Source organism: Pseudomonas sp. UFMG81, from assembly GCF_015354575.1.
Taxonomy (GTDB): Bacteria; Pseudomonadota; Gammaproteobacteria; order Pseudomonadales; family Pseudomonadaceae; genus Aquipseudomonas.
Genome location: NZ_JACAFQ010000029.1, coordinates 12,454 through 33,777, shown reverse-complemented (window position 1 = coordinate 33,777; position 21,324 = coordinate 12,454). Strand labels below are relative to the sequence as shown.

30 protein-coding genes and 2 pseudogenes are annotated in these 21,324 nt (G+C 57.7%); all 32 read right to left on the bottom strand.

The genetic code is table 11. From position 1 onward, the window contains the following. Positions 1-11: 11 nt before the first annotated feature. The 32 genes and pseudogenes from rpsD to rpoC all read right to left on the bottom strand — a co-directional run bounded on the left by rpsD (position 12) and on the right by rpoC (position 21,304). On the bottom strand, positions 12-632 hold the full coding sequence (rpsD, locus tag IX761_RS19705; protein WP_194791190.1) for a 30S ribosomal protein S4: 621 nt from the start codon (positions 630-632) through the stop codon (positions 12-14). A 15-nt stretch (positions 633-647) separates the two neighbouring features. Continuing rightward, positions 648-1,037, bottom strand: coding sequence for a 30S ribosomal protein S11 (rpsK, locus tag IX761_RS19700; RefSeq protein ID WP_003255454.1), 390 nt, complete (start codon positions 1,035-1,037; stop codon positions 648-650). Between the two features lie 18 nt (positions 1,038-1,055). Then, positions 1,056-1,412, bottom strand: a complete 357-nt coding sequence (gene rpsM, locus IX761_RS19695; RefSeq protein ID WP_003255457.1) for a 30S ribosomal protein S13 — start codon at positions 1,410-1,412, stop codon at positions 1,056-1,058. 131 nt (positions 1,413-1,543) lie between these two features. Beyond that, positions 1,544-1,660, bottom strand: coding sequence for a 50S ribosomal protein L36 (gene rpmJ / locus IX761_RS19690; protein WP_011531897.1), 117 nt, complete (start codon positions 1,658-1,660; stop codon positions 1,544-1,546). Between the two features lie 30 nt (positions 1,661-1,690). After that, positions 1,691-3,022 (bottom strand): preprotein translocase subunit SecY, encoded by a 1,332-nt coding sequence (gene secY, locus IX761_RS19685; RefSeq protein WP_003255459.1) that lies wholly within the window; start codon positions 3,020-3,022, stop codon positions 1,691-1,693. Continuing rightward, positions 3,023-3,457, bottom strand: a complete 435-nt coding sequence (rplO, locus tag IX761_RS19680; RefSeq protein WP_011531896.1) for a 50S ribosomal protein L15 — start codon at positions 3,455-3,457, stop codon at positions 3,023-3,025. A 3-nt stretch (positions 3,458-3,460) separates the two neighbouring features. Continuing rightward, entirely contained in the window at positions 3,461-3,637 is a 177-nt protein-coding gene (rpmD, locus tag IX761_RS19675) for a 50S ribosomal protein L30 (protein ID WP_011531895.1), read from the bottom strand. Positions 3,638-3,639: 2 nt separating this feature from the next. Next, on the bottom strand, positions 3,640-4,140 hold the full coding sequence (gene rpsE, locus IX761_RS19670; RefSeq protein WP_011531894.1) for a 30S ribosomal protein S5: 501 nt from the start codon (positions 4,138-4,140) through the stop codon (positions 3,640-3,642). 3 nt (positions 4,141-4,143) lie between these two features. Next, positions 4,144-4,494, bottom strand: coding sequence for a 50S ribosomal protein L18 (gene rplR / locus IX761_RS19665; protein WP_023629183.1), 351 nt, complete (start codon positions 4,492-4,494; stop codon positions 4,144-4,146). Positions 4,495-4,504: 10 nt separating this feature from the next. Beyond that, positions 4,505-5,038, bottom strand: a complete 534-nt coding sequence (rplF, locus tag IX761_RS19660; protein WP_038707244.1) for a 50S ribosomal protein L6 — start codon at positions 5,036-5,038, stop codon at positions 4,505-4,507. A gap of 12 nt (positions 5,039-5,050) precedes the next feature. Then, positions 5,051-5,443, bottom strand: coding sequence for a 30S ribosomal protein S8 (gene rpsH / locus IX761_RS19655; protein ID WP_194791189.1), 393 nt, complete (start codon positions 5,441-5,443; stop codon positions 5,051-5,053). 209 nt (positions 5,444-5,652) lie between these two features. Further along, a complete protein-coding gene (gene rpsN, locus IX761_RS19650; protein ID WP_194791188.1) occupies positions 5,653-5,958 on the bottom strand; it encodes a 30S ribosomal protein S14 in 306 nt (101 codons plus the stop codon). A 13-nt stretch (positions 5,959-5,971) separates the two neighbouring features. Then, complete coding sequence (gene rplE, locus IX761_RS19645; RefSeq protein WP_003255474.1) at positions 5,972-6,511, bottom strand: 50S ribosomal protein L5; 540 nt, start codon at positions 6,509-6,511, stop codon at positions 5,972-5,974. 20 nt (positions 6,512-6,531) lie between these two features. Continuing rightward, positions 6,532-6,846 carry a 50S ribosomal protein L24 gene (gene rplX / locus IX761_RS19640; protein ID WP_023629180.1) on the bottom strand — a complete coding sequence of 105 codons (315 nt, stop codon included), beginning with the start codon at positions 6,844-6,846 and terminating at the stop codon, positions 6,532-6,534. Positions 6,847-6,857: 11 nt separating this feature from the next. Further along, positions 6,858-7,226 (bottom strand): 50S ribosomal protein L14, encoded by a 369-nt coding sequence (gene rplN / locus IX761_RS19635; RefSeq protein WP_008089810.1) that lies wholly within the window; start codon positions 7,224-7,226, stop codon positions 6,858-6,860. Positions 7,227-7,249: 23 nt separating this feature from the next. Next, the gene (gene rpsQ, locus IX761_RS19630; RefSeq protein ID WP_008089812.1) at positions 7,250-7,516 is read right to left on the bottom strand and encodes a 30S ribosomal protein S17; all 267 of its coding nucleotides are present in this window, start codon (positions 7,514-7,516) and stop codon (positions 7,250-7,252) included. Between the two features lie 2 nt (positions 7,517-7,518). Next, a complete protein-coding gene (gene rpmC, locus IX761_RS19625) occupies positions 7,519-7,710 on the bottom strand; it encodes a 50S ribosomal protein L29 (protein WP_186519372.1) in 192 nt (63 codons plus the stop codon). Beyond that, entirely contained in the window at positions 7,710-8,123 is a 414-nt protein-coding gene (gene rplP / locus IX761_RS19620; protein WP_009397508.1) for a 50S ribosomal protein L16, read from the bottom strand. Before rplP ends, rpmC begins: the two co-directional genes overlap by 1 nt. Before the next feature lie 12 nt (positions 8,124-8,135). Further along, positions 8,136-8,822, bottom strand: coding sequence for a 30S ribosomal protein S3 (gene rpsC / locus IX761_RS19615; protein WP_011531889.1), 687 nt, complete (start codon positions 8,820-8,822; stop codon positions 8,136-8,138). Between the two features lie 13 nt (positions 8,823-8,835). Next, the gene (rplV, locus tag IX761_RS19610; protein ID WP_003103908.1) at positions 8,836-9,168 is read right to left on the bottom strand and encodes a 50S ribosomal protein L22; all 333 of its coding nucleotides are present in this window, start codon (positions 9,166-9,168) and stop codon (positions 8,836-8,838) included. 11 nt (positions 9,169-9,179) lie between these two features. After that, entirely contained in the window at positions 9,180-9,455 is a 276-nt protein-coding gene (gene rpsS / locus IX761_RS19605) for a 30S ribosomal protein S19 (RefSeq protein WP_003255482.1), read from the bottom strand. A 16-nt stretch (positions 9,456-9,471) separates the two neighbouring features. Continuing rightward, positions 9,472-10,296: a 50S ribosomal protein L2 gene (gene rplB / locus IX761_RS19600; RefSeq protein WP_003255483.1), complete on the bottom strand. Its 825-nt coding sequence runs from the start codon at positions 10,294-10,296 to the stop codon at positions 9,472-9,474. Between the two features lie 14 nt (positions 10,297-10,310). Further along, a complete protein-coding gene (gene rplW, locus IX761_RS19595) occupies positions 10,311-10,610 on the bottom strand; it encodes a 50S ribosomal protein L23 (protein WP_003255484.1) in 300 nt (99 codons plus the stop codon). After that, complete coding sequence (gene rplD, locus IX761_RS19590) at positions 10,607-11,209, bottom strand: 50S ribosomal protein L4 (RefSeq protein ID WP_003255485.1); 603 nt, start codon at positions 11,207-11,209, stop codon at positions 10,607-10,609. Before rplD ends, rplW begins: the two co-directional genes overlap by 4 nt. Before the next feature lie 12 nt (positions 11,210-11,221). Next, on the bottom strand, positions 11,222-11,857 hold the full coding sequence (gene rplC, locus IX761_RS19585; protein WP_011531887.1) for a 50S ribosomal protein L3: 636 nt from the start codon (positions 11,855-11,857) through the stop codon (positions 11,222-11,224). Positions 11,858-11,937: 80 nt separating this feature from the next. Continuing rightward, a complete protein-coding gene (gene rpsJ / locus IX761_RS19580) occupies positions 11,938-12,249 on the bottom strand; it encodes a 30S ribosomal protein S10 (RefSeq protein ID WP_003186070.1) in 312 nt (103 codons plus the stop codon). Between the two features lie 141 nt (positions 12,250-12,390). Beyond that, positions 12,391-13,341, bottom strand: a pseudogene (gene tuf, locus IX761_RS19575) (elongation factor Tu); the annotation flags it as partial. Between the two features lie 10 nt (positions 13,342-13,351). After that, a pseudogene (locus IX761_RS19570) lies at positions 13,352-13,738 on the bottom strand (GTP-binding protein); the annotation flags it as partial. A 31-nt stretch (positions 13,739-13,769) separates the two neighbouring features. Further along, a complete protein-coding gene (gene fusA / locus IX761_RS19565; RefSeq protein WP_194791187.1) occupies positions 13,770-15,914 on the bottom strand; it encodes an elongation factor G in 2,145 nt (714 codons plus the stop codon). A 30-nt stretch (positions 15,915-15,944) separates the two neighbouring features. Beyond that, positions 15,945-16,415, bottom strand: coding sequence for a 30S ribosomal protein S7 (rpsG, locus tag IX761_RS19560; protein ID WP_003246741.1), 471 nt, complete (start codon positions 16,413-16,415; stop codon positions 15,945-15,947). A gap of 106 nt (positions 16,416-16,521) precedes the next feature. Further along, entirely contained in the window at positions 16,522-16,893 is a 372-nt protein-coding gene (gene rpsL, locus IX761_RS19555) for a 30S ribosomal protein S12 (RefSeq protein WP_003255492.1), read from the bottom strand. A gap of 211 nt (positions 16,894-17,104) precedes the next feature. Further along, positions 17,105-21,304 (bottom strand): DNA-directed RNA polymerase subunit beta', encoded by a 4,200-nt coding sequence (rpoC, locus tag IX761_RS19550; RefSeq protein ID WP_194791186.1) that lies wholly within the window; start codon positions 21,302-21,304, stop codon positions 17,105-17,107. Positions 21,305-21,324: the final 20 nt, after the last annotated feature.

Sequence of the window (21,324 nt, the reverse complement as noted above, 5' to 3'; positions counted from 1 at the left end):
TTTTCTAGCCCTTACTTGGAGTAGAGCTCGACAATCAGGTTTTCGTTGATGTCGGCGGACAGGTCGCTGCGAGCAGGAACGTTCTTGAAAACGCCCGACTTTTTAGCAGCATCCACGTCTACCCACTCAACGCGGCCACGCTGAGAGCACAGTTCAAGGGCTTGAACAATGCGCAGCTGGTTCAGCGACTTCTCGCGAACCGCGACCACGTCACCCGGACGAACTTGGTAGGATGGAATGTTCACGGTCTTGCCGTTGACGCTGATCGCTTTGTGCGAAACCAGCTGACGGGACTCGGAACGGGTGGAACCGAAGCCCATACGGTAGACGACGTTGTCCAGACGGCACTCGAGCATCTGCAGCAGGTTCTCACCGGTGGCGCCTTTCTTCGAGGCAGCCGCTTGGTAGTAACCGCGGAATTGACGCTCCAGTACACCGTAGATACGACGGACTTTTTGTTTCTCGCGCAGCTGGGTACCGTAGTCGGACTGACGGCCACGGCGCTGGCCGTGGATACCTGGGGCTGCTTCGATGTTGCACTTCGATTCCAGAGCGCGAACGCCGCTCTTCAGGAACAGGTCAGTGCCTTCACGGCGAGACAGTTTGCATTTTGGACCAATGTAACGTGCCATTTCTCTGTCTCCTGATTACACGCGGCGCTTCTTCGGCGGACGGCACCCGTTATGCGGGATTGGCGTCACGTCGGTGATGCTGGCGATCTTGTAGCCACAGCTGTTCAGTGCACGAACGGCGGACTCACGACCTGGACCTGGACCCTTGACGTTGACGTCGAGGTTTTTCAGACCATATTCCAGCGCAGCTTGACCAGCACGCTCAGCAGCGATCTGGGCTGCGAACGGGGTGGATTTGCGCGAACCACGGAAACCCGAACCACCGGAAGTAGCCCAGGACAGTGCGTTGCCCTGACGGTCGGTGATGGTCACGATGGTGTTGTTGAAAGACGCATGGATGTGGGCGATGCCATCAACCACTGTCTTTTTGACTTTCTTACGAGGACGAGCAGCAGGTTTTGCCATGTCTATATTCCTGGGCGATTACTTGCGGATCGGCTTACGCGGGCCCTTACGGGTGCGTGCGTTGGTCTTGGTGCGCTGACCGCGAACCGGCAGACCTTTACGATGACGCAGGCCGCGGTAGCAACCCAGGTCCATCAAGCGCTTGATCTTCATGTTGATGTCACGACGCAGGTCACCTTCGGTGGTGAACTTCGCGACTTCGCCACGCAGGGTTTCGATTTGCTCGTCGCTCAGATCCTTGATCTTAGCGGCTGGGTTGACACCAGCGTCTGCACAGATCTTCTGTGCAGTTGTGCGACCGACACCATAGATGTAGGTCAGCGAGATAACAGTATGCTTGTTATCTGGAATGTTGACGCCTGCAATACGGGCCATTCAGTGGGACTCCAATTGACAGCTACCTACGCCCCGGAAGCCAAGAAATAGGGCGCGAGATAATATCGCTGTAGAAACGAATAATCAACCCAGCAGCACACTAGCTGCTGGGTTTGAAACGCGGATCACACTCAGCCTTGGCGCTGCTTGTGACGCGGTTCCGCGCTGCAGATCACGCGCACGATACCTTCGCGACGAATGATCTTGCAGTTGCGGCACAGCTTTTTCACCGATGCACGAACTTTCATTACCGACTCCTCGAACCTTAAGGGGCTAGATCAGCGCAGCAGACCGCTGCCGCCGTAGCCTTTCAGGTTGGCTTTCTTCATCAGGGATTCGTACTGGTGCGAAACGAGGTGCGATTGTACTTGGGACATGAAGTCCATCACAACCACTACCACAATCAGCAACGAGGTCCCGCCAAGGTAGAACGGCACGTTTGCTGCCACCACCAGGAACTGGGGCAGAAGGCACACGGCCATCATGTAAAGAGCACCGAACATGGTCAGACGAGTCAGGACGCCATCAATGTAGCGCGCCGACTGCTCACCAGGACGGATACCCGGAATAAAGGCACCGGACTTCTTCAGGTTTTCCGCTACGTCTTTCGGGTTGAACATCAACGCTGTGTAGAAGAAGCAGAAGAAGATGATCCCTGCACTAAACAGCAGAATGTTCAACGGCTGACCAGGAGCGATCGACTGCGAGATGTCCTGCAGCCAGCCCATACCTTCGGACTGACCGAACCAGGCACCCAGCGAAGCCGGGAACAGCAAGATGCTGCTCGCGAAAATGGCCGGGATTACGCCCGCCATGTTCACCTTCAGCGGCAGGTGGCTGGTCTGCGCAGCGAAGACCTTGCGGCCCTGCTGACGCTTGGCGTAGTGAACGGCGATACGACGCTGACCACGCTCAATGAACACCACGAAGCCGATAATCGCTACTGCCAGCAAACCGATAGCGACCAGGGCGAAGATGTTGATATCGCCCGTGCGCGCAGACTCGAAAGACTGCCCGATTGCTCTCGGAAGACCGGCAACGATACCTGCGAAGATCAACATCGAGATACCGTTGCCCACACCGCGCTCGGTGATCTGCTCACCCAGCCACATCATGAACATCGCGCCTGCCACGAAGGTGGAGACGGCGACGACATGGAAGCCGAGGCCAGCAGAAAACGCCACGCCCTGGTTGGCCAGGCCAATGGACATGCCAATGGCTTGGACCAGCGCCAGGATTACGGTGCCGTAGCGGGTGTACTGGCTGATCTTGCGACGGCCAGCTTCACCTTCCTTCTTCAACTGCTCCAGCTGCGGGCTGACAGCGGTCATGAGCTGCATGATGATCGACGCCGAAATGTACGGCATGATCCCCAGTGCAAAGATGCTCATGCGCTCCAGCGCACCGCCGGAAAACATGTTGAACAAGCTAAGAATGGTCCCCTCATTCTGCCGGAACAGATCCGCAAGACGGTCCGGGTTAATGCCTGGTACCGGGATGTGCGCGCCAATCCGATAGACGATGATCGCCATGAACAGAAAGCGCAGACGAGCCCAGAGTTCCGACATCCCGCCCTTACCGAGCGAAGAGAGAGCACCTTGCTTAGCCATTTATTCCTCGAACTTGCCGCCAGCTGCTTCGATAGCCGCACGTGCACCTTTGGTGACGGCGATACCCTTGAGGGTGACTGCGCGAGTGACTTCGCCCGACAGCATGATTTTCACACGCTGTACGTGCTGACCGATCACGTTGGCGTCCTTGAGGGACTGAACGGTGATCAGGTCGCCTTCCACCTTGGCCAGCTCGGACAGACGCACTTCAGCGCGGTCCATGGCCTTGAGGGAAACGAAGCCGAACTTCGGCAGGCGACGGTGCAGCGGCTGTTGACCGCCTTCGAAGCCTGGAGCAATCGAACCACCGGAACGGGAGGTCTGACCTTTGTGACCACGGCCACCGGTCTTACCCAGACCGCTACCGATACCACGGCCCGGACGGTGCTTCTCGCGACGGGAACCCGGCGCTGGACTCAGATCATTGAGTTTCATCGATTAACCCTCGACCTTCAGCATGTAGTAAGCCTTGTTGATCATCCCGCGGTTCTCGGGAGTATCCTGGACTTCTACAGTGTGACCGATGCGACGCAGACCCAGACCCTTGACGCACAGCTTGTGGTTAGGGATACGGCCCGAGACGCTCTTGATCAGCGTAACTTTTACGGTTGCCATGATCAGAAGATCTCCTCAACAGTCTTGCCGCGCTTGGCAGCAATGGACTCAGGGGATTGCATGGCTTTCAGACCCTTGAAGGTGGCGTGAACCACGTTCACCGGGTTGGTCGAGCCGTAGCACTTGGCCAGGACGTTCTGTACGCCAGCAACTTCCAGGACGGCACGCATTGCGCCGCCGGCGATGATACCGGTACCTTCCGAGGCAGGCTGCATGTAGACCTTCGAGGCGCCGTGGGCGGCCTTGGTGGCGTACTGCAGGGTGGTGCCTTTCAGGTCAACCTGAATCATGTTGCGACGAGCAGCTTCCATGGCTTTCTGGATAGCAGCTGGTACTTCGCGCGATTTGCCGCGACCGAAACCAACGCGACCCTTGCCATCACCTACCACGGTCAGCGCGGTGAAGGTGAAGATACGGCCGCCTTTTACGGTTTTGGCTACGCGGTTAACTTGAACCAGCTTCTCGATGTAGCCTTCGTCGCGCTTTTGATCGTTATTTGCCATAACTTAGAACTCCAGCCCGCCTTCACGAGCAGCATCAGCCAGCGCCTTGACGCGGCCGTGGTACTTGAAGCCGGAACGGTCAAAGGCAACTTGAGATACACCGGCGGCTTTCGCACGCTCAGCTACCAGCTTGCCAACCTTAGTGGCCGCGTCGATGTTGCCAGTGGCGCCATCACGCAGTTCTTTGTCCAAGGTCGAGGCGCTTGCCAGAACCTTGCTGCCGTCGGCCGAAATGACCTGGGCATAGATGTGCTGCGAGGAGCGGAACACGCACAGACGCACGGCTTCGAGCTCGTGCATTTTCAGGCGTGCTTTGCGAGCGCGACGCAGTCGAATAACTTTTTTGTCGGTCATTTGCTAGGCCCTACTTCTTCTTGGCTTCTTTACGACGGACTACTTCATCCGCGTAACGCACACCCTTGCCCTTGTAAGGCTCTGGCGGACGGAAACCGCGGACTTCAGCGGCTACCTGACCCACCAGCTGCTTGTCGATACCCTTGATCAGGATGTCGGTCTGGCTTGGGGTTTCAGCGGTGATACCGGCTGGCAGTTCGTAATCCACTGGGTGCGAGAAGCCCAGAGCCAGGTTCAGGACGGTGCCCTTGGCCTGAGCCTTGTAACCAACACCGACCAGCTGGAGCTTGCGCTCGAAGCCTTGGCTTACGCCGTGGACCATGTTGTTCACCAGGGCGCGGGTGGTACCGGCCATGGCGCGAGCTTGCTGGTCACCGTTGCGAGCGACGAAACGCAGCTCACCAGCTTCTTCGGTAACTTCAACAGACGAGTGAACGTTCAGTTCGAGAGTGCCCTTGGCACCCTTCACCGAAAGCTGTTGGCCGGCGAATTTGACTTCGACGCCAGCTGGCAGCTTAACGGGGTTCTTAGCGACGCGAGACATGCCTATCTCCCCTTAGAACACTGTGCACAGAACTTCGCCGCCGACACCGGCAGCGCGCGCAGCGCGGTCAGTCATCACACCTTTGTTGGTGGAGACAATAGACACGCCCAGGCCGCCACGTACTTTCGGCAGCTCGGTAACGGCCTTGTACTGGCGCAGGCCAGGACGGCTGGTACGCTTCAGTTCCTCGATGACCGGACGGCCTTCGAAGTACTTCAGTTCGATCGACAGGGAAGGCTTGGCTTCGCCGCTAACTTCGTAGCCAGCGATGTAACCTTCGTCTTTCAGTACTTTGGCAACCGCGACCTTCAGGGTGGAGGAAGGCATGCTTACGACAGACTTTTCAGCCATCTGGGCATTACGGATGCGAGTTAGCATGTCCGCTAACGGGTCCTGCATACTCATGGGCTAGATGCTCCTGATACAAGAATTATTAGCCTTGCGGCTATCACAACCACCCGAGCAGGCAGGGCAAAAAACCCAGGCTCAGGTGAGCCGGTCATTCTAGACACAAGGTAGAAACGAAACAAGCCCCATATAGGGGCTTGTTTCGTTGCGAGGTCACCGGCGGTCGGAAGATCGCTCCCCTTCCGCCGGAGGTCACGCCAGCTGTATTACCAGCTAGCTTTGACCAGACCTGGCACATCACCACGCATGGCGGCTTCGCGCAGCTTGTTACGGCCGAGGCCGAACTTGCGGTACACGCCGTGCGGACGACCGGTCAGGCGGCAACGGTTACGCAGGCGCGCAGCGCTGGCGTCACGTGGTTGCTTCTGCAGGGCGACAACGGCGGCGAAACGCTCTTCAGGAGAGGCGTTCATGTCGACGATGGTCGCTTTCAGCGCGGCACGCTTTTTGGCGTACTTGGCTACCGTGAGCTGACGCTTCAGCTCGCGGTTCTTCATGCTCTTCTTGGCCATTTTCCTACTCCAATCAGTTGCGGAACGGGAACTTGAAAGCACGCAGCAGAGCGCGGCCTTCGTCGTCCGAACGAGCAGTGGTGGTCAGGGTGATGTCCAAACCGCGCAGAGCATCGATCTTGTCGTAATCGATTTCCGGGAAGATGATCTGCTCTTTCACGCCCATGCTGTAGTTGCCACGACCGTCGAAGGACTTGGCATTCAGGCCGCGGAAGTCGCGAACCCGAGGCAGGGAGATCGCCAGCAGGCGGTCCAGGAATTCGTACATCTTGTCGCTACGCAGGGTCACCTTGACGCCGATCGGCCAGCCTTCACGGACTTTGAAGCCCGCGATGGATTTACGAGCGAAAGTCACGACCGGCTTTTGACCGGTGATCTTTTCCAGGTCAGCAACAGCGTGCTCGATGACTTTCTTGTCGCCGATCGCTTCGCCCAGACCCATGTTCAGGGTGATTTTGGTAACGCGCGGAACTTCCATCACGTTCGACAGCTTAAGTTCTTCCTTAAGCTTAGGAGCGATTTCGTTCCGGTAAATCTCTTTCAGTCGTGCCATGGTCTTCTACCTAGCAGTGTTCAAGCATCAACCGCTTTTTGGGTCGACTTGAAGACACGAATTTTCTTGCCTTCTTCTACTTTGAAGCCAACGCGGTCAGCCTTGTTGGTTTCGCTGTTGAAGATAGCAACGTTGGAAGCGTGCAGAGGCGCTTCTTTTTCGACGATACCGCCCTGGACGCCCGCCATCGGGTTAGGCTTGGTATGACGCTTGACCAGGTTCACACCACCGATGACCAGACGGTCATCAGCCAGAACCTTCAGCACCTTACCGCGCTTACCTTTGTCTTTGCCGGCGATCACGATGATCTCGTCGTCACGACGAATCTTTTGCATGTCGGATCTCCTTAGAGCACTTCAGGGGCGAGCGAGACGATCTTCATGAACTTCTCGGTACGAAGTTCACGGGTCACTGGCCCGAAGATGCGAGTGCCGATCGGCTCTTGCTTGGTGTTCAGCAGAACAGCAGCGTTACCGTCGAAACGAATGATGGAACCGTCAGCGCGACGTACACCGTGACGGGTACGGACGACAACAGCGGTCATCACCTGGCCTTTTTTGACCTTACCGCGCGGAATTGCTTCCTTGACGGTTACTTTGATGATGTCACCGATGCCGGCGTAACGGCGGTGCGAACCGCCGAGCACCTTGATGCACATGACGCGACGAGCGCCGCTGTTATCGGCCACATCGAGCATGGATTGAGTCTGAATCATAAAATTTCTCCGACCCCTAGCCCTTAGACTTCAACAGCGCGTTCGAGGACTTCAACCAGTGCCCAGGACTTGGTCTTGGCCAGCGGACGGGTTTCACGGATGGAAACCTTGTCGCCGATCTTGCACTGGTTGGATTCGTCGTGCGCGTGCAGCTTAGTCGAACGCTTAACGTATTTACCGTAGATCGGGTGCTTTACGCGACGCTCGATCAGAACGGTGATGGTCTTGTCCATTTTGTCGCTGACGACACGGCCAGTCAGCGTACGGACGGTTTTTTCAGCTTCAGCCATGATCACTTACCTGCCTGCTGGTTGAGCACAGTTTTCACGCGAGCGATGTCACGCTTAACTTGCGAGAGCAGGTGCGACTGCCCCAACTGGCCAGTTGCTTTCTGCATACGCAGATTGAACTGGTCGCGCAGCAAGCCGAGCAGTTGCTCATTCAGTTGCTGTGCCGATTTTTCACGAAGGTCATTCGCTTTCATCACATCACCGTCCGCTTAACAAAGGAGGTGGCGAGTGGCAGCTTTGCAGCAGCCAGGGCGAAAGCTTCGCGCGCCAGCTCTTCAGAAACACCCTCGATTTCGTACAGGACTTTGCCTGGCTGAATCTGGGCAACCCAGTATTCCACGGAACCTTTACCTTTACCCATACGCACTTCAAGAGGCTTCTTGGTAACCGGCTTGTCCGGGAAGACACGGATCCAGATCTTGCCGCCACGCTTAACGTGACGGGTCAGGGCACGACGTGCCGACTCGATCTGGCGGGCGGTGAGACGACCGCGAGCAACAGCTTTCAGAGCGAATTCGCCGAAGCTGACCTTGCTACCGCGCAGTGCCAGACCACGGTTGTGGCCAGTCATCTGCTTGCGGAATTTTGTACGCTTTGGTTGCAACATTTGGCGTACCCCTTACTTAGCAGCTTTTTTACGAGGCGCTGGTGCTTGCGGCTTCAGCTCTTCCTGGCGACCACCAATAACTTCGCCTTTGAAGATCCAAACCTTCACACCGATCACACCGTAGGTGGTGTGAGCTTCGTAGGTGTTGTAGTCGATATCGGCACGCAGGGTGTGCAGAGGCACACGACCTTCGCGATACCACTCGGTACGTGCGATCTCGGCACCGCCGAGACGACCGCTCACCTGGATCTTGATGCCTTTGGCACCAATACGCATGGCGTTCTGCACGGCGCGCTTCATGGCGCGACGGAACATAACGCGGCGCTCCAGCTGCTGGGCAACGCTCTGAGCAACCAGCATGGCGTCGAGTTCCGGCTTGCGGATCTCTTCGATGTTGATGTGCACAGGCACACCCATCTGCTTGGTCAGGTCCTGACGCAGTTTCTCAACATCTTCACCTTTCTTGCCGATAACGATACCGGGACGAGCGGTGTGGATGGTGATGCGTGCAGTTTGGGCCGGACGATGGATATCGATACGGCTTACGGACGCGCTTTTTAGTTTGTCTTGGAGGTACTCACGAGTTTGCAGATCCTTCAACAGGTAATCTGCGTAAGTCGCGCCGTCTGCGTACCAGACGGAGGTGTGCTCCTTGACGATTCCCAGGCGAATGCCAGTGGGATGTACTTTCTGACCCATCTGATCGACTCCGTTACTTGTCCGCAACCTTGACAGTGATATGGCAAGACCGCTTGACGATGCGATCAGCGCGGCCTTTGGCACGCGGCATGATGCGCTTCAGCGAACGCCCTTCGTTGACGAAGACGGTGGAGACCTTCAGGTCATCAACGTCTGCGCCTTCGTTGTGTTCGGCGTTGGCAACGGCCGACTCGAGGACTTTCTTCATGATTTCAGCGGCTTTTTTGCTGCTGAAGGCCAACAGGTTGAGCGCTTCGCCCACCTTCTTCCCGCGGATCTGGTCGGCGACCAAGCGGGCTTTCTGGGCGGAGATGCGAGCGCCCGACAACTTAGCGGCTACTTCCATTTCCTTACCCCTTAACGCTTGGCTTTCTTGTCAGCCACGTGCCCGCGGTAGGTGCGGGTACCGGCGAACTCGCCCAGTTTGTGGCCGACCATGTCTTCGTTCACGAGAACTGGGACGTGTTGGCGACCGTTGTGTACCGCGATGGTCAGACCGACCATTTGTGGCAGGATCATCGAACGGCGCGACCAGGTTTTAACTGGCTTGCGATCGTTCTTCTCCACCGCCACTTCGACCTTCTTCAACAGGTGAAGATCGATAAAAGGACCTTTTTTCAGAGAACGTGGCACTGTCGTATCCCTCTAGTTACTTGCGACGACGGACGATCATGTTGTCGGTACGCTTATTACCACGGGTTTTAGCACCCTTGGTTGGGAAGCCCCATGGCGATACCGGATGACGACCACCGGAGGTACGACCTTCACCACCACCATGCGGGTGGTCAACCGGGTTCATGGCAACACCACGAACGGTTGGGCGAACGCCGCGCCAGCGTTTGGCACCAGCTTTACCCAGCGAACGCAGGCTGTGCTCGGAGTTCGAGACTTCGCCCAGGGTCGCACGGCACTCAGCCAGGACTTTACGCATTTCACCAGAGCGCAGACGCAGGGTCACGTAGACACCTTCGCGAGCGATCAGCTGAGCCGAAGCACCAGCGGAACGAGCGATCTGAGCACCTTTACCCGGCTTCAGTTCGATGCCGTGAATGGTGCTACCTACTGGGATGTTGCGCAGCTGCAGGGAGTTACCGGCCTTGATTGGGGCCAGGGCACCTGCGATCAGCTGGTCGCCAGCGCTCACGCCTTTAGGGGCGATGATGTAGCGACGCTCACCGTCTGCGTAGCACAGCAGGGCGATGTGAGCAGTACGGTTCGGGTCGTATTCGATACGCTCGACGGTGGCTGGGATGCCATCCTTGTCGTTGCGACGGAAGTCGACCAGACGGTAGTGCTGCTTATGACCACCACCCACGTGACGCGTGGTGATGCGGCCATTGTTGTTACGACCACCAGACTTCGATTTTTTCTCGATCAGCGGTGCGTGAGGAGCGCCTTTGTGCAGCTCCTTGTTGACCACCTTGACCACAAAACGGCGGCCAGGGGAAGTCGGTTTGCATTTAACGATTGCCATGATGCACCCCTTCCTTACTCAGCACTGCTGCTGAAATCGAGATCTTGGCCTGGCTGAAGGGAGACGATCGCCTTCTTCCAGTCATTACGCTTGCCCAGACCACGTGCGGTACGCTTGGTTTTACCCAGAACGTTAACAGTCGACACGTTTTCAACTTTTACGTTGAACAGGCCTTCGACAGCTTTCTTGATTTCCAGCTTGGTTGCATCGGTAGCAACCTTGAATACGAACTGGCCTTTTTTCTCAGCCAGAACGGTAGCCTTCTCGGAAACGTGCGGGCCAAGGAGGACTTTGAATACGCGTTCCTGGTTCATCCCAGCAGCTCCTCGAATTTCTTCACGGCCGAGACAGTGATCAACACTTTCTCGTATGCGATCAGACTGACCGGGTCAGAACCTTGAACGTCACGTACGTCGACGTGCGGCAGGTTGCGAGCAGCCAGGTACAGGTTCTGATCAACTGCGTCCGAAACGATCAGTACGTCGCTCAGACCCATGCCGTTCAGCTTGTTCAGCAGGTCTTTGGTTTTCGGGGCTTCAACAGCGAAGTCCTGAACCACGACCAGACGGTCGCTACGCACCAGCTCAGCGAGGATGGAGCGCAGGGCTGCGCGGTACATCTTCTTGTTGAGCTTCTGCGAGTGATCCTGAGGACGAGCTGCGAAGGTTACACCACCGCCACGCCAGATCGGACCACGGGTAGTACCGGCACGAGCACGGCCAGTACCTTTCTGACGCCATGGGCGCTTACCGCCACCGGCCACGTCAGAACGGGTCTTCTGCTGCTTGGTGCCCTGACGACCGCCAGCCATGTAGGCTACGACTGCCTGGTGAACCAGCGTCTCGTTGAATTCGCCACCGAAAGTCAGTTCGGAAACTTCGATCGCCTGAGCGTCATTTACATTAAGTTGCATGTCAGTTTCCCCTTACCCGCGAGCCTTGACAGCCGGACGCACAACCACGTCGCCGCCAGTAGCGCCTGGAACGGCACCCTTGATCAGCAGCAGGTTGCGTTCAGCGTCTACGCGTACTACTTCCAGGGACTGCACAGTCACGCGCTCAGCGCCCATGTGACCGGACATCTTCTTGCCCTTGAATACACGACCAGGAGTCTGGCACTGGCCGATGGAGCCAGGGACACGGTGCGATACGGAGTTACCGTGGGTATTGTCTTGACCACGGAAGTTCCAACGCTTGATGGTACCGGCGAAGCCTTTACCTTTGGACTGACCGGTTACGTCTACCAGCTGGCCTGCAGTGAAGAGTTCAGCTTTGATCAGATCGCCAGCCTGGAAATCGCCTTCTTCAAGACGGAACTCCCAGACACCGCGACCAGCGGCAACGTTGGCCTTGGCAAAGTGGCCTGCCTGAGCGGCGGTCACGCGCGAAGCACGACGCTCGCCGACAGTGACTTGCACTGCACGGTAGCCATCAGTTTCTTCGGTTTTGAACTGGGTGACGCGATTCGGCTCGATCTCAATGACCGTGACCGGAATGGAGACACCTTCTTCGGTGAAAATACGGGTCATACCCGCTTTTCGACCGACTACACCAATAGTCATGTTGTAAACCTCATGAGTGTACGGGGCTTTCACCCGCTATGGCCGCCCATTTCAGAGCGTTACACGACCAGACCGAAGTCTTAGCCGAGGCTGATCTGCACTTCCACACCGGCCGCCAGATCAAGCTTCATCAGCGCGTCAACGGTTTTATCCGTTGGCTGGACAATGTCCAGAACACGCTTATGAGTGCGAATCTCGTACTGGTCACGCGCGTCTTTGTTGACGTGCGGGGAGACCAGAACGGTGAAACGCTCTTTGCGGGTAGGCAGTGGAATTGGACCACGCACTTGTGCACCAGTACGTTTCGCGGTTTCCACGATTTCCTGGGTGGATTGGTCGATCAGGCGATGGTCGAAAGCCTTCAACCTGATACGGATTTGCTGATTTTGCATTGGATTTCAGACTCCAGGCTGTTCCCAACGGACGCACTACGCCCGCTAAAAGGAGGCGTGATTCTATAGACGCCCCAATTTAGTGTCAACCCAATAAAAAAAACCCCCGCTGAGCGGGGGTTTTTTCAATCGGTCGAGAGATTACTCGATGATTTTGGCTACGACGCCGGCACCGACGGTACGACCGCCTTCACGGATGGCGAAGCGCAGACCGTCTTCCATTGCGATGGTCTTGATCAGGGTGACAGTCATCTGGATGTTGTCACCTGGCATTACCATTTCAACGCCTTCCGGCAGTTCGCAGTTACCGGTCACGTCAGTGGTACGGAAGTAGAACTGAGGACGGTAGCCTTTGAAGAACGGAGTGTGACGGCCGCCTTCTTCCTTCGACAGGACGTAGACTTCTGCGGTGAACTTGGTGTGCGGCTTGACCGAACCTGGCTTGACCAGAACCTGGCCACGCTCAACGTCGTCACGCTTGGTACCACGCAGCAGGACGCCGCAGTTCTCGCCAGCACGACCTTCGTCCAGCAGCTTGCGGAACATCTCAACGCCGGTGCAGGTGGTGGTGGTGGTGTCACGCAGACCAACGATTTCCAGCGGATCCTGAACGCGGACGATACCACGCTCGATACGGCCGGTAACAACGGTACCACGACCCGAGATCGAGAATACGTCTTCGATCGGCATCAGGAACGGCTGGTCGATGGCACGAACTGGCTCAGGGATGTAGGCATCCAGAGTTTCTACCAGCTTCTTGACAGCGGTAGTGCCCATTTCGTTGTCGTCTTTGCCTTCCAGCGCCATACGAGCCGAACCGATGATGATCGGGGTGTCGTCGCCTGGGAAGTCGTAGGTGGACAGCAGGTCGCGAACTTCCATCTCGACCAGTTCCAGCAGCTCAGCGTCGTCTACCAGGTCAGCCTTGTTCAGGAAGACCACGATGTACGGAACGCCAACCTGACGGGACAGCAGGATGTGCTCACGGGTTTGTGGCATCGGACCATCGGCGGCCGAGCAAACCAGGATCGCGCCGTCCATCTGGGCAGCACCGGTGATCATGTTCTTCACGTAGTCAGCGTGACCTGGGCACCACGATGTACGGAACGCCAACCTGACGGGACAGCAGGATGTGCTCACGGGTTTGTGGCATCGGACCATCGGCGGCCGAGCAAACCAGGATCGCGCCGTCCATCTGGGCAGCACCGGTGATCATGTTCTTCACGTAGTCAGCGTGACCTGGGCAGTCAACGTGAGCGTAGTGACGAATGTTCGAGTTGTACTCGACGTGCGCGGTGTTGATGGTGATACCACGTGCTTTTTCTTCCGGAGCCGAGTCGATCTTGTCGAACTCAACGACGGCCGAACCGAAAACTTCGGAGCAGACGCGGGTCAGAGCAGCGGTCAGAGTGGTTTTACCGTGGTCAACGTGACCGATGGTGCCAACGTTGACGTGCGGAAGGGAACGATCAAATTTTTCTTTAGCCACGACAGTGAACTCCTAGCCTAAAGGGGCTGAATCAGCCTTGTTTTTTAATGAGAGCTTCGACGATGTTCGACGGAGCTTCAGCGTACTTGGAGAATTCCATGGAGTAGCTTGCGCGACCCTGAGACATGGAACGAACGTCGGTTGCGTAACCGAACATTTCCCCGAGCGGAACTTCAGCGCGGACGACGCGGCCAGAGACCGACTCATCCATACCCTGGACCAGACCACGACGACGGTTCAGGTCACCCATCACGTCACCCAGGTAGTCTTCCGGGGTTACAACTTCGACCTTCATGATCGGCTCGAGAACCACGCCACCGCCCTTCTGGGCCAGTTGCTTGGTTGCCATCGAAGCAGCGATTTTGAACGCCATTTCGTTGGAGTCGACGTCGTGGTACGAACCGTCGAATACCGTGGCCTTCAGGCCGATCAGAGGATAACCGGCAACAACGCCGTTTTTCATCTGCTCTTCGATACCCTTCTGGATCGGGGCGATGAATTCCTTGGGAATCACACCACCAACGACTTCGTTGGAGAACACCAGACCTTCGGTGATGTTGCCTTTCTCGTCGACTTCTGGCTCCGAGAAACGGATCCAGCAGTGACCGAACTGACCACGACCACCCGACTGACGAACGAATTTGCCTTCGATCTCGACGCCGGACTTGGTGATCTTCTCGCGGTACGAAACCTGAGGCTTACCAATGTTGGCTTCGACGTTGAACTCGCGCTTCATGCGGTCAACGAGGATGTCCAGGTGCAGCTCGCCCATGCCCGAGATGATGGTCTGGCCGGTTTCTTCATCGGTCTTGACGCGGAACGACGGGTCTTCCTGGGCCAGCTTGCCCAGTGCAATACCCATCTTCTCCTGGTCAGCCTTGGTTTTCGGCTCAACGGAGAGCGAAATAACCGGCTCAGGGAAGTCCATACGCTCAAGGATGATTGGCTTGTCGGCGTTGCACAGGGTTTCGCCCGTGGTTACGTCCTTCATGCCGATCAGTGCTGCGATGTCGCCAGCGCGCACTTCCTTGATCTCTTCACGCTGGTTGGCGTGCATCTGCACCATACGACCAACGCGCTCTTTCTTGCCTTTGACCGAGTTGATGACCGAGTCACCGGAGGTCAGAACGCCCGAGTAGACGCGAACGAAGGTCAGAGTACCCACGAACGGGTCGGTCGCGATCTTGAACGCCAGAGCCGAGAACGGCTCGTCGTCGTCTGCGTGACGCACGTCTTTACGAACAGCCGGGTCTTCTTTGTCCAGCTCTTTGTCGTCCGGGTTGATACCCTGGATTGCAGGGATCTCGGTCGGCGCAGGCAGGTAGTCGATGACGGCGTCGAGAACCAGGGGAACACCCTTGTTCTTGAACGACGAACCGCAGACAGCCGGAACGATCTCGCTGGCCAGGGTGCGCGCGCGCAGGCCTGCCTTGATCTCTTCGACGGTCAGCTCACCTTCTTCAAGGTACTTGTTCATCAGCTCTTCGTTGGCTTCGGCAGCGGCTTCGACCATGTTGGCGCGCCACTCTTCAGCCAGCTCCAGCATATCGGCAGGAATTTCTTCCTCGCGATAGGTGGTGCCTTTGTCGTCTTCGTTCCAGTAGATAGCCTTCATCTTGATCAGGTCGACCTGACCCTGGAAGTTATCTTCCGAACCGATGGCCAGCTGGACCGGAACCGGGGTGTGACCCAGACGGTTCTTGATCTGGCCAACAACGCGCAGGAAGTTGGCACCGGCACGGTCCATCTTGTTCACGTAGACAACACGTGGAACGCCGTACTTGTTGGCCTGACGCCATACGGTTTCGGACTGCGGCTCAACGCCGGAGGTACCGCAGAACACAACGACCGCGCCGTCGAGTACGCGCAGCGAACGCTCAACTTCAATGGTGAAGTCAACGTGGCCGGGGGTATCGATGACGTTTACGCGGTAGTTGTCGTACTGACCAACAGAACCTTTCCAGAAGGTGGTAACGGCAGCGGAGGTAATGGTGATACCGCGCTCCTGCTCCTGCACCATCCAGTCGGTGGTCGCGGCGCCGTCGTGCACCTCGCCCATCTTGTGGCTCAGACCTGTGTAGAACAGGATCCGCTCGGTAGTGGTAGTCTTGCCCGCGTCAACGTGCGCGCAGATACCGATGTTACGGTAGCGGTTAATTGCTGTAGTACGAGCCATAAAGCCCTCGCAAAATGATTGATGCTTGAATTAGAAGCGGTAGTGCGAGAACGCTTTGTTGGCTTCAGCCATACGGTGCACGTCTTCACGCTTCTTGACTGCAGCACCCTTGCCTTCGGCAGCATCCAGCAGTTCGCCGGCCAGGCGCAGAGCCATCGACTTCTCGCCGCGCTTGCGGGCGTAGTCTACGAGCCAGCGCATTGCCAGAGCGTTACGACGGGATGGACGAACTTCAACCGGAACCTGGTAAGTGGCACCGCCGACACGGCGGGACTTTACTTCGACCAGCGGAGCGATGGCGTCGAGAGCTTTCTCGAAGATTTCCAGGGGGTCGCTGTTCTTGCGTGCTTTGACGGTATCCAGGGCACCGTAAACGATGCGCTCGGCTACGGCCTTCTTGCCGCTTTCCATCACGTGGTTCATGAACTTGGCGAGGATCTGGGATCCGTACTTCGGATCGTCAAGGATCTCACGTTTTGCTGCTACACGACGTCTTGGCATGATAAGCCCTCAAACGGTCTTCAGGTTAGCCCGGGACGTGGGTCTTCGACCCCTGCCCGACCTTACTCTTATCGACTCAAAAAATAGGATGTTTGCAAACGGCCGATTACTTCGGACGCTTGGTACCGTACTTCGAACGACCCTGGTTACGGCCTTTGACGCCCGAAGTATCCAGAGAGCCGCGAACGGTGTGGTAACGAACACCTGGCAAGTCTTTTACACGGCCGCCACGGATCAGGACGACGCTGTGCTCTTGCAGGTTGTGGCCTTCACCACCGATGTACGAGGAAACCTCGAAACCGTTGGTCAGACGCACACGGCATACTTTACGCAGTGCCGAGTTAGGTTTTTTCGGCGTGGTGGTGTACACGCGGGTGCACACGCCACGACGCTGCGGGCAGTTCTGCAGCGCAGGAACGTCGGACTTCTCGACCGAACGCTTACGCGGCTGACGTACCAGCTGGTTGATAGTTGCCATCTACTAGCTCCACTGATTGTCTTGCGACTCTATTGTCTTGCAAGAAAGCCAAAAATTGGCGAGACGGAGCCTCACCAAATTTAAGGGTACAAAAGTCTAAAGAGGATCTTGCACCCAGTCAAGACGAAGCCCCGGCCCTCCCCGCCCGGCCATCGGCAACAATTCATGTCACCGATGACCGCTCGAAGCGTGCCGGGGCTCTGCCCTGTACTTAGTTACCGCTGGAGTTCAGCGCTTCGGTCAGTGCGGCTTCCACCTCACTGGCGCTTACACGCAGCGGCTTGTCGGCATCACGGCGACGCTTGCGCTCGCTGTGGTAGGCCAGACCGGTACCGGCCGGGATCAGACGACCCACGACCACGTTCTCTTTCAGGCCGCGCAGGTAATCGCGCTTGCCGGTTACCGCCGCCTCGGTCAGTACGCGGGTGGTTTCCTGGAAGGAAGCCGCGGAGATGAACGATTCGGTCGACAACGAGGCCTTGGTGATACCCAGCAGCACACGGGTGAACTTCGAGATGAACTTGTCTTCGCTGGCGAGACGCTCGTTCTCTACCAGAACCTGAGTCAGTTCCATCTGGTCGCCCTTGATGAAGCTGGAATCGCCGGACTCGGAGATCTCGACCTTGCGCAGCATCTGACGCAGGATGGTCTCGATGTGCTTGTCGTTGATCTTCACGCCCTGCAGGCGGTAAACGTCCTGGATCTCGTTGACGATGTACTTCGCCAGCGCGCTCACACCCAGCAGACGCAGGATGTCGTGCGGATCGCTCGGGCCGTCGGAGATAACTTCGCCGCGGTTTACCTGTTCGCCTTCGAAGACGTTCAGGTGGCGCCACTTCGGAATCAGCTCTTCGTACGGATCGCTACCGTCGGTCGGGGTGATGACCAGACGACGCTTGCCCTTGGTCTCTTTACCGAACGCGATGGTGCCGCTGACTTCAGCCAGAATCGAGGCTTCTTTCGGACGACGCGCTTCGAACAAGTCGGCAACGCGCGGCAGACCACCGGTGATGTCACGGGTCTTCGACGTTTCTTGCGGGATACGCGCGATAACGTCACCGACGCCGATCTGGGCACCGTCAGCCACACCGACGAGGGCGTTGGCCGGCAGGAAGTACTGGGCCGGTACGTCGGTACCTGGCAGGTACAGGTCCTTGCCATTGGCGTCGACCATCTTGATCGCCGGACGGATTTCCTTGCCTGCGGCAGGGCGATCCTTGACGTCCATCACCTCGATGTTGGTCAGGCCGGTCAGTTCGTCGGTCTGGCGCTTGATGGTGATGTTTTCTTCCATGCCCACGAAGGTCACGGTACCTTTGAGTTCGGTAACGATCGGGTGGGTGTGCGGGTCCCACTTGGCGACGATGGCGCCAGCTTCGACCTTCTCACCTTCCTTGACCGAAATCACCGCACCGTAAGGCAGCTTGTAACGCTCACGCTCACGGCCGAATTCGTCGGCAATGGCCAGCTCGCCGGAACGCGATACGGCAACCAGGTTGCCATCGGCGCGCTCGACCTGCTTCAGGTTGTGCAGACGCACCATACCGCCGTTCTTCACCTGGACGCTGTCGGCAGCCGAGGTACGGCTTGCAGCACCACCGATGTGGAACGTACGCATGGTCAGCTGGGTACCCGGCTCACCGATCGACTGTGCAGCGATAACGCCGACAGCTTCACCGATGTTCACCTGGTGACCGCGAGCCAGGTCGCGACCGTAGCACTTGGCGCAGATGCCGTAGCGGGTTTCGCAGCTGATCGGCGAACGCACGACCACTTCGTCGATGCTGTTCAGCTCGATGAACTCGACCCACTGCTCATCAACCAGCGTACCGGCAGGAACGATGACGTCCTCGGTGCCTGGCTTGAACACGTCACGGGCGATGACACGGCCCAGAACACGCTCACCCAGCGGCTCGACAACGTCGCCGCCTTCGATGTGCGGGGTCATCAGCAGGCCATGGTCGGTGCCGCAGTCGATCTCGGTCACGACCAAGTCTTGCGCCACGTCCACCAGACGGCGAGTCAGGTAACCCGAGTTCGCAGTCTTCAGTGCGGTATCCGCCAGACCCTTACGAGCACCGTGGGTCGAGATGAAGTACTGCAGTACGCTCAGACCTTCACGGAAGTTCGCGGTGATCGGCGTCTCGATGATCGAGCCGTCCGGCTTGGCCATCAGGCCACGCATACCGGCCAGCTGACGGATCTGGGCCGCGGAACCACGGGCACCGGAGTCGGCCATCATGTACATCGAGTTGAAGGACTCTTGCTCGACTTCCTTGCCCTCGCGGTCGATGACCTTCTCTTTCGAGAGGTTGGCCATCATCGCCTTGGACACTTCGTCGTTCGCCTTGGACCACAAGTCGATGACCTTGTTGTACTTCTCGCCCTGGGTAACCAGGCCGGAGGCGTACTGGCTCTCGATTTCCTTCACTTCATCGGTGGCGCTGTTGATGATGCGGGCTTTCTCGTCCGGGATAACGAAGTCGTTAACACCGATCGAAACGCCGGAAATGGTCGAGTAGGCAAAACCGGTGTACATCAGCTGGTCAGCGAAGATCACGGTCTCTTTCAGGCCAACCACGCGATAGCACTGGTTGATCAGCTTGGAGATCGCCTTCTTCTTCATCGGCGTGTTGACCACGTCGTAGGGCAGGCCTGCCGGTACAACCTGGAACAGCAGCGCGCGGCCGACGGTGGTGTCGACGATGCGGGTGTTCTTGGTGATGCTGCCATCACGGTCTTTCACGGTCTCGTTGATACGGACCTTGATTTTCGCGTGCAGGGCGGCTTCGCCGGCGCGGAATACGCGGTCGACTTCCTGCAGGTCGGCGAACACGCGACCTTCGCCCTTGGCGTTGATGGCTTCGCGGGTCATGTAGTACAGACCCAGTACCACGTCCTGCGACGGAACGATGATTGGCTCACCGTTGGCTGGCGACAGGATGTTGTTGGTCGACATCATCAGCGCGCGCGCTTCGAGCTGGGCTTCCAGCGTCAGCGGCACGTGAACGGCCATCTGGTCACCGTCGAAGTCGGCGTTGTACGCGGCGCAGACCAGCGGGTGCAGCTGGATAGCCTTACCTTCGATCAGTACCGGTTCAAAGGCCTGGATACCCAGACGGTGCAGGGTCGGTGCACGGTTGAGCAGCACGGGGTGTTCGCGGATCACCTCAGCGAGCACGTCCCAGACCTCTGGCAGCTCGCGCTCGACCATCTTCTTGGCGGCCTTGATGGTGGTCGCCAGACCACGCATTTCCAGCTTGCCGAAAATGAACGGCTTGAACAGCTCGAGGGCCATCTTCTTCGGCAGACCGCACTGGTGCAGACGCAGGGTCGGGCCTACGGTAATTACCGAACGACCGGAGTAGTCCACGCGCTTGCCGAGCAAGTTCTGACGGAAGCGACCTTGCTTACCTTTGATCATGTCTGCCAGCGACTTCAGCGGACGCTTGTTCGAGCCAGTGATGGCACGACCGCGACGGCCGTTGTCGAGCAGGGCGTCGACCGCTTCCTGCAGCATGCGCTTTTCGTTGCGCACGATGATGTCGGGTGCCGACAGGTCGAGCAGGCGCTTCAGACGGTTGTTACGGTTGATCACCCGACGATACAGGTCGTTCAGGTCGGAGGTCGCGAAGCGGCCACCATCCAGCGGCACCAGAGGACGCAGGTCCGGCGGCAGCACTGGCAGGACGGTCAGGACCATCCACTCAGGCAGGTTGCCCGAGCCCTGGAAAGCTTCCATCAGCTTCAGGCGCTTGGACAGCTTCTTGATCTTGGTTTCCGAGTTGGTTTGCGGAATCTCTTCGCGCAGGCGGCCAATCTCGTGCTCCAGGTCGATCGCGTGCAGCAGCTCGCGGACAGCCTCGGCACCCATGCGGGCGTCGAAGTCGTCACCGAACTCTTCCAGCGCTTCGAAGTACTGCTCGTCGTTGAGCAGCTGGCCCTTCTCGAGGGTGGTCATGCCCGGGTCGATAACGACATAGCTCTCGAAGTAGAGCACGCGCTCGATATCACGCAGGGTCATGTCCATCAGCAGGCCGATACGGGACGGCAGCGACTTCAGGAACCAGATGTGGGCGACCGGCGAGGCCAGTTCGATGTGCGCCATGCGCTCACGACGAACCTTGGCCAGCGCGACTTCAACGCCGCACTTCTCGCAGATAACACCGCGGTGCTTGAGGCGCTTGTACTTGCCGCACAGGCACTCGTAGTCCTTGACTGGGCCAAAGATCTTGGCGCAGAACAGGCCGTCACGCTCTGGCTTGAACGTACGGTAGTTGATGGTTTCCGGCTTTTTGACTTCACCGAACGACCACGAACGGATCATTTCAGGCGACGCCAGACCGATGCGGATGGCGTCGAACTCTTCGACTTGACCCTGGTTTTTCAGCAAATTCAGTAGGTCTTTCAAGGCCTTTCCTCCTGGCGGAG

Coding starts and splice junctions, on each gene's coding strand:
- rpsD (WP_194791190.1), bottom strand. CDS start 632: ATGGCACGTTACATTGGTCCAAAATGCAAACTGTCTCGCCGTGAAGGC.
- rpsK (WP_003255454.1), bottom strand. CDS start 1,037: ATGGCAAAACCTGCTGCTCGTCCTCGTAAGAAAGTCAAAAAGACAGTG.
- rpsM (WP_003255457.1), bottom strand. CDS start 1,412: ATGGCCCGTATTGCAGGCGTCAACATTCCAGATAACAAGCATACTGTT.
- rpmJ (WP_011531897.1), bottom strand. CDS start 1,660: ATGAAAGTTCGTGCATCGGTGAAAAAGCTGTGCCGCAACTGCAAGATC.
- secY (WP_003255459.1), bottom strand. CDS start 3,022: ATGGCTAAGCAAGGTGCTCTCTCTTCGCTCGGTAAGGGCGGGATGTCG.
- rplO (WP_011531896.1), bottom strand. CDS start 3,457: ATGAAACTCAATGATCTGAGTCCAGCGCCGGGTTCCCGTCGCGAGAAG.
- rpmD (WP_011531895.1), bottom strand. CDS start 3,637: ATGGCAACCGTAAAAGTTACGCTGATCAAGAGCGTCTCGGGCCGTATC.
- rpsE (WP_011531894.1), bottom strand. CDS start 4,140: ATGGCAAATAACGATCAAAAGCGCGACGAAGGCTACATCGAGAAGCTG.
- rplR (WP_023629183.1), bottom strand. CDS start 4,494: ATGACCGACAAAAAAGTTATTCGACTGCGTCGCGCTCGCAAAGCACGC.
- rplF (WP_038707244.1), bottom strand. CDS start 5,038: ATGTCTCGCGTCGCTAAGAACCCCGTTAAGCTGCCAGCTGGCGTCGAA.
- rpsH (WP_194791189.1), bottom strand. CDS start 5,443: ATGAGTATGCAGGACCCGTTAGCGGACATGCTAACTCGCATCCGTAAT.
- rpsN (WP_194791188.1), bottom strand. CDS start 5,958: ATGGCCAAGAAGAGCATGAAGAACCGCGAGCTGAAGCGTCAGCTCACG.
- rplE (WP_003255474.1), bottom strand. CDS start 6,511: ATGGCACGACTGAAAGAGATTTACCGGAACGAAATCGCTCCTAAGCTT.
- rplX (WP_023629180.1), bottom strand. CDS start 6,846: ATGCAAAAGATTCGTCGTGACGACGAGATCATCGTGATCGCCGGCAAA.
- rplN (WP_008089810.1), bottom strand. CDS start 7,226: ATGATTCAGACTCAATCCATGCTCGATGTGGCCGATAACAGCGGCGCT.
- rpsQ (WP_008089812.1), bottom strand. CDS start 7,516: ATGGCTGAAGCTGAAAAAACCGTCCGTACGCTGACTGGCCGTGTCGTC.
- rpmC (WP_186519372.1), bottom strand. CDS start 7,710: ATGAAAGCGAATGACCTTCGTGAAAAATCGGCACAGCAACTGAATGAG.
- rplP (WP_009397508.1), bottom strand. CDS start 8,123: ATGTTGCAACCAAAGCGTACAAAATTCCGCAAGCAGATGACTGGCCAC.
- rpsC (WP_011531889.1), bottom strand. CDS start 8,822: ATGGGTCAGAAAGTACATCCCACTGGCATTCGCCTGGGAATCGTCAAG.
- rplV (WP_003103908.1), bottom strand. CDS start 9,168: ATGGAAGTAGCCGCTAAGTTGTCGGGCGCTCGCATCTCCGCCCAGAAA.
- rplB (WP_003255483.1), bottom strand. CDS start 10,296: ATGGCAATCGTTAAATGCAAACCGACTTCCCCTGGCCGCCGTTTTGTG.
- rplW (WP_003255484.1), bottom strand. CDS start 10,610: ATGAACCAGGAACGCGTATTCAAAGTCCTCCTTGGCCCGCACGTTTCC.
- rplD (WP_003255485.1), bottom strand. CDS start 11,209: ATGCAACTTAATGTAAATGACGCTCAGGCGATCGAAGTTTCCGAACTG.
- rplC (WP_011531887.1), bottom strand. CDS start 11,857: ATGACTATTGGTGTAGTCGGTCGAAAAGCGGGTATGACCCGTATTTTC.
- rpsJ (WP_003186070.1), bottom strand. CDS start 12,249: ATGCAAAATCAGCAAATCCGTATCAGGTTGAAGGCTTTCGACCATCGC.
- fusA (WP_194791187.1), bottom strand. CDS start 15,914: ATGGCTCGTACTACAGCAATTAACCGCTACCGTAACATCGGTATCTGC.
- rpsG (WP_003246741.1), bottom strand. CDS start 16,415: ATGCCAAGACGTCGTGTAGCAGCAAAACGTGAGATCCTTGACGATCCG.
- rpsL (WP_003255492.1), bottom strand. CDS start 16,893: ATGGCAACTATCAACCAGCTGGTACGTCAGCCGCGTAAGCGTTCGGTC.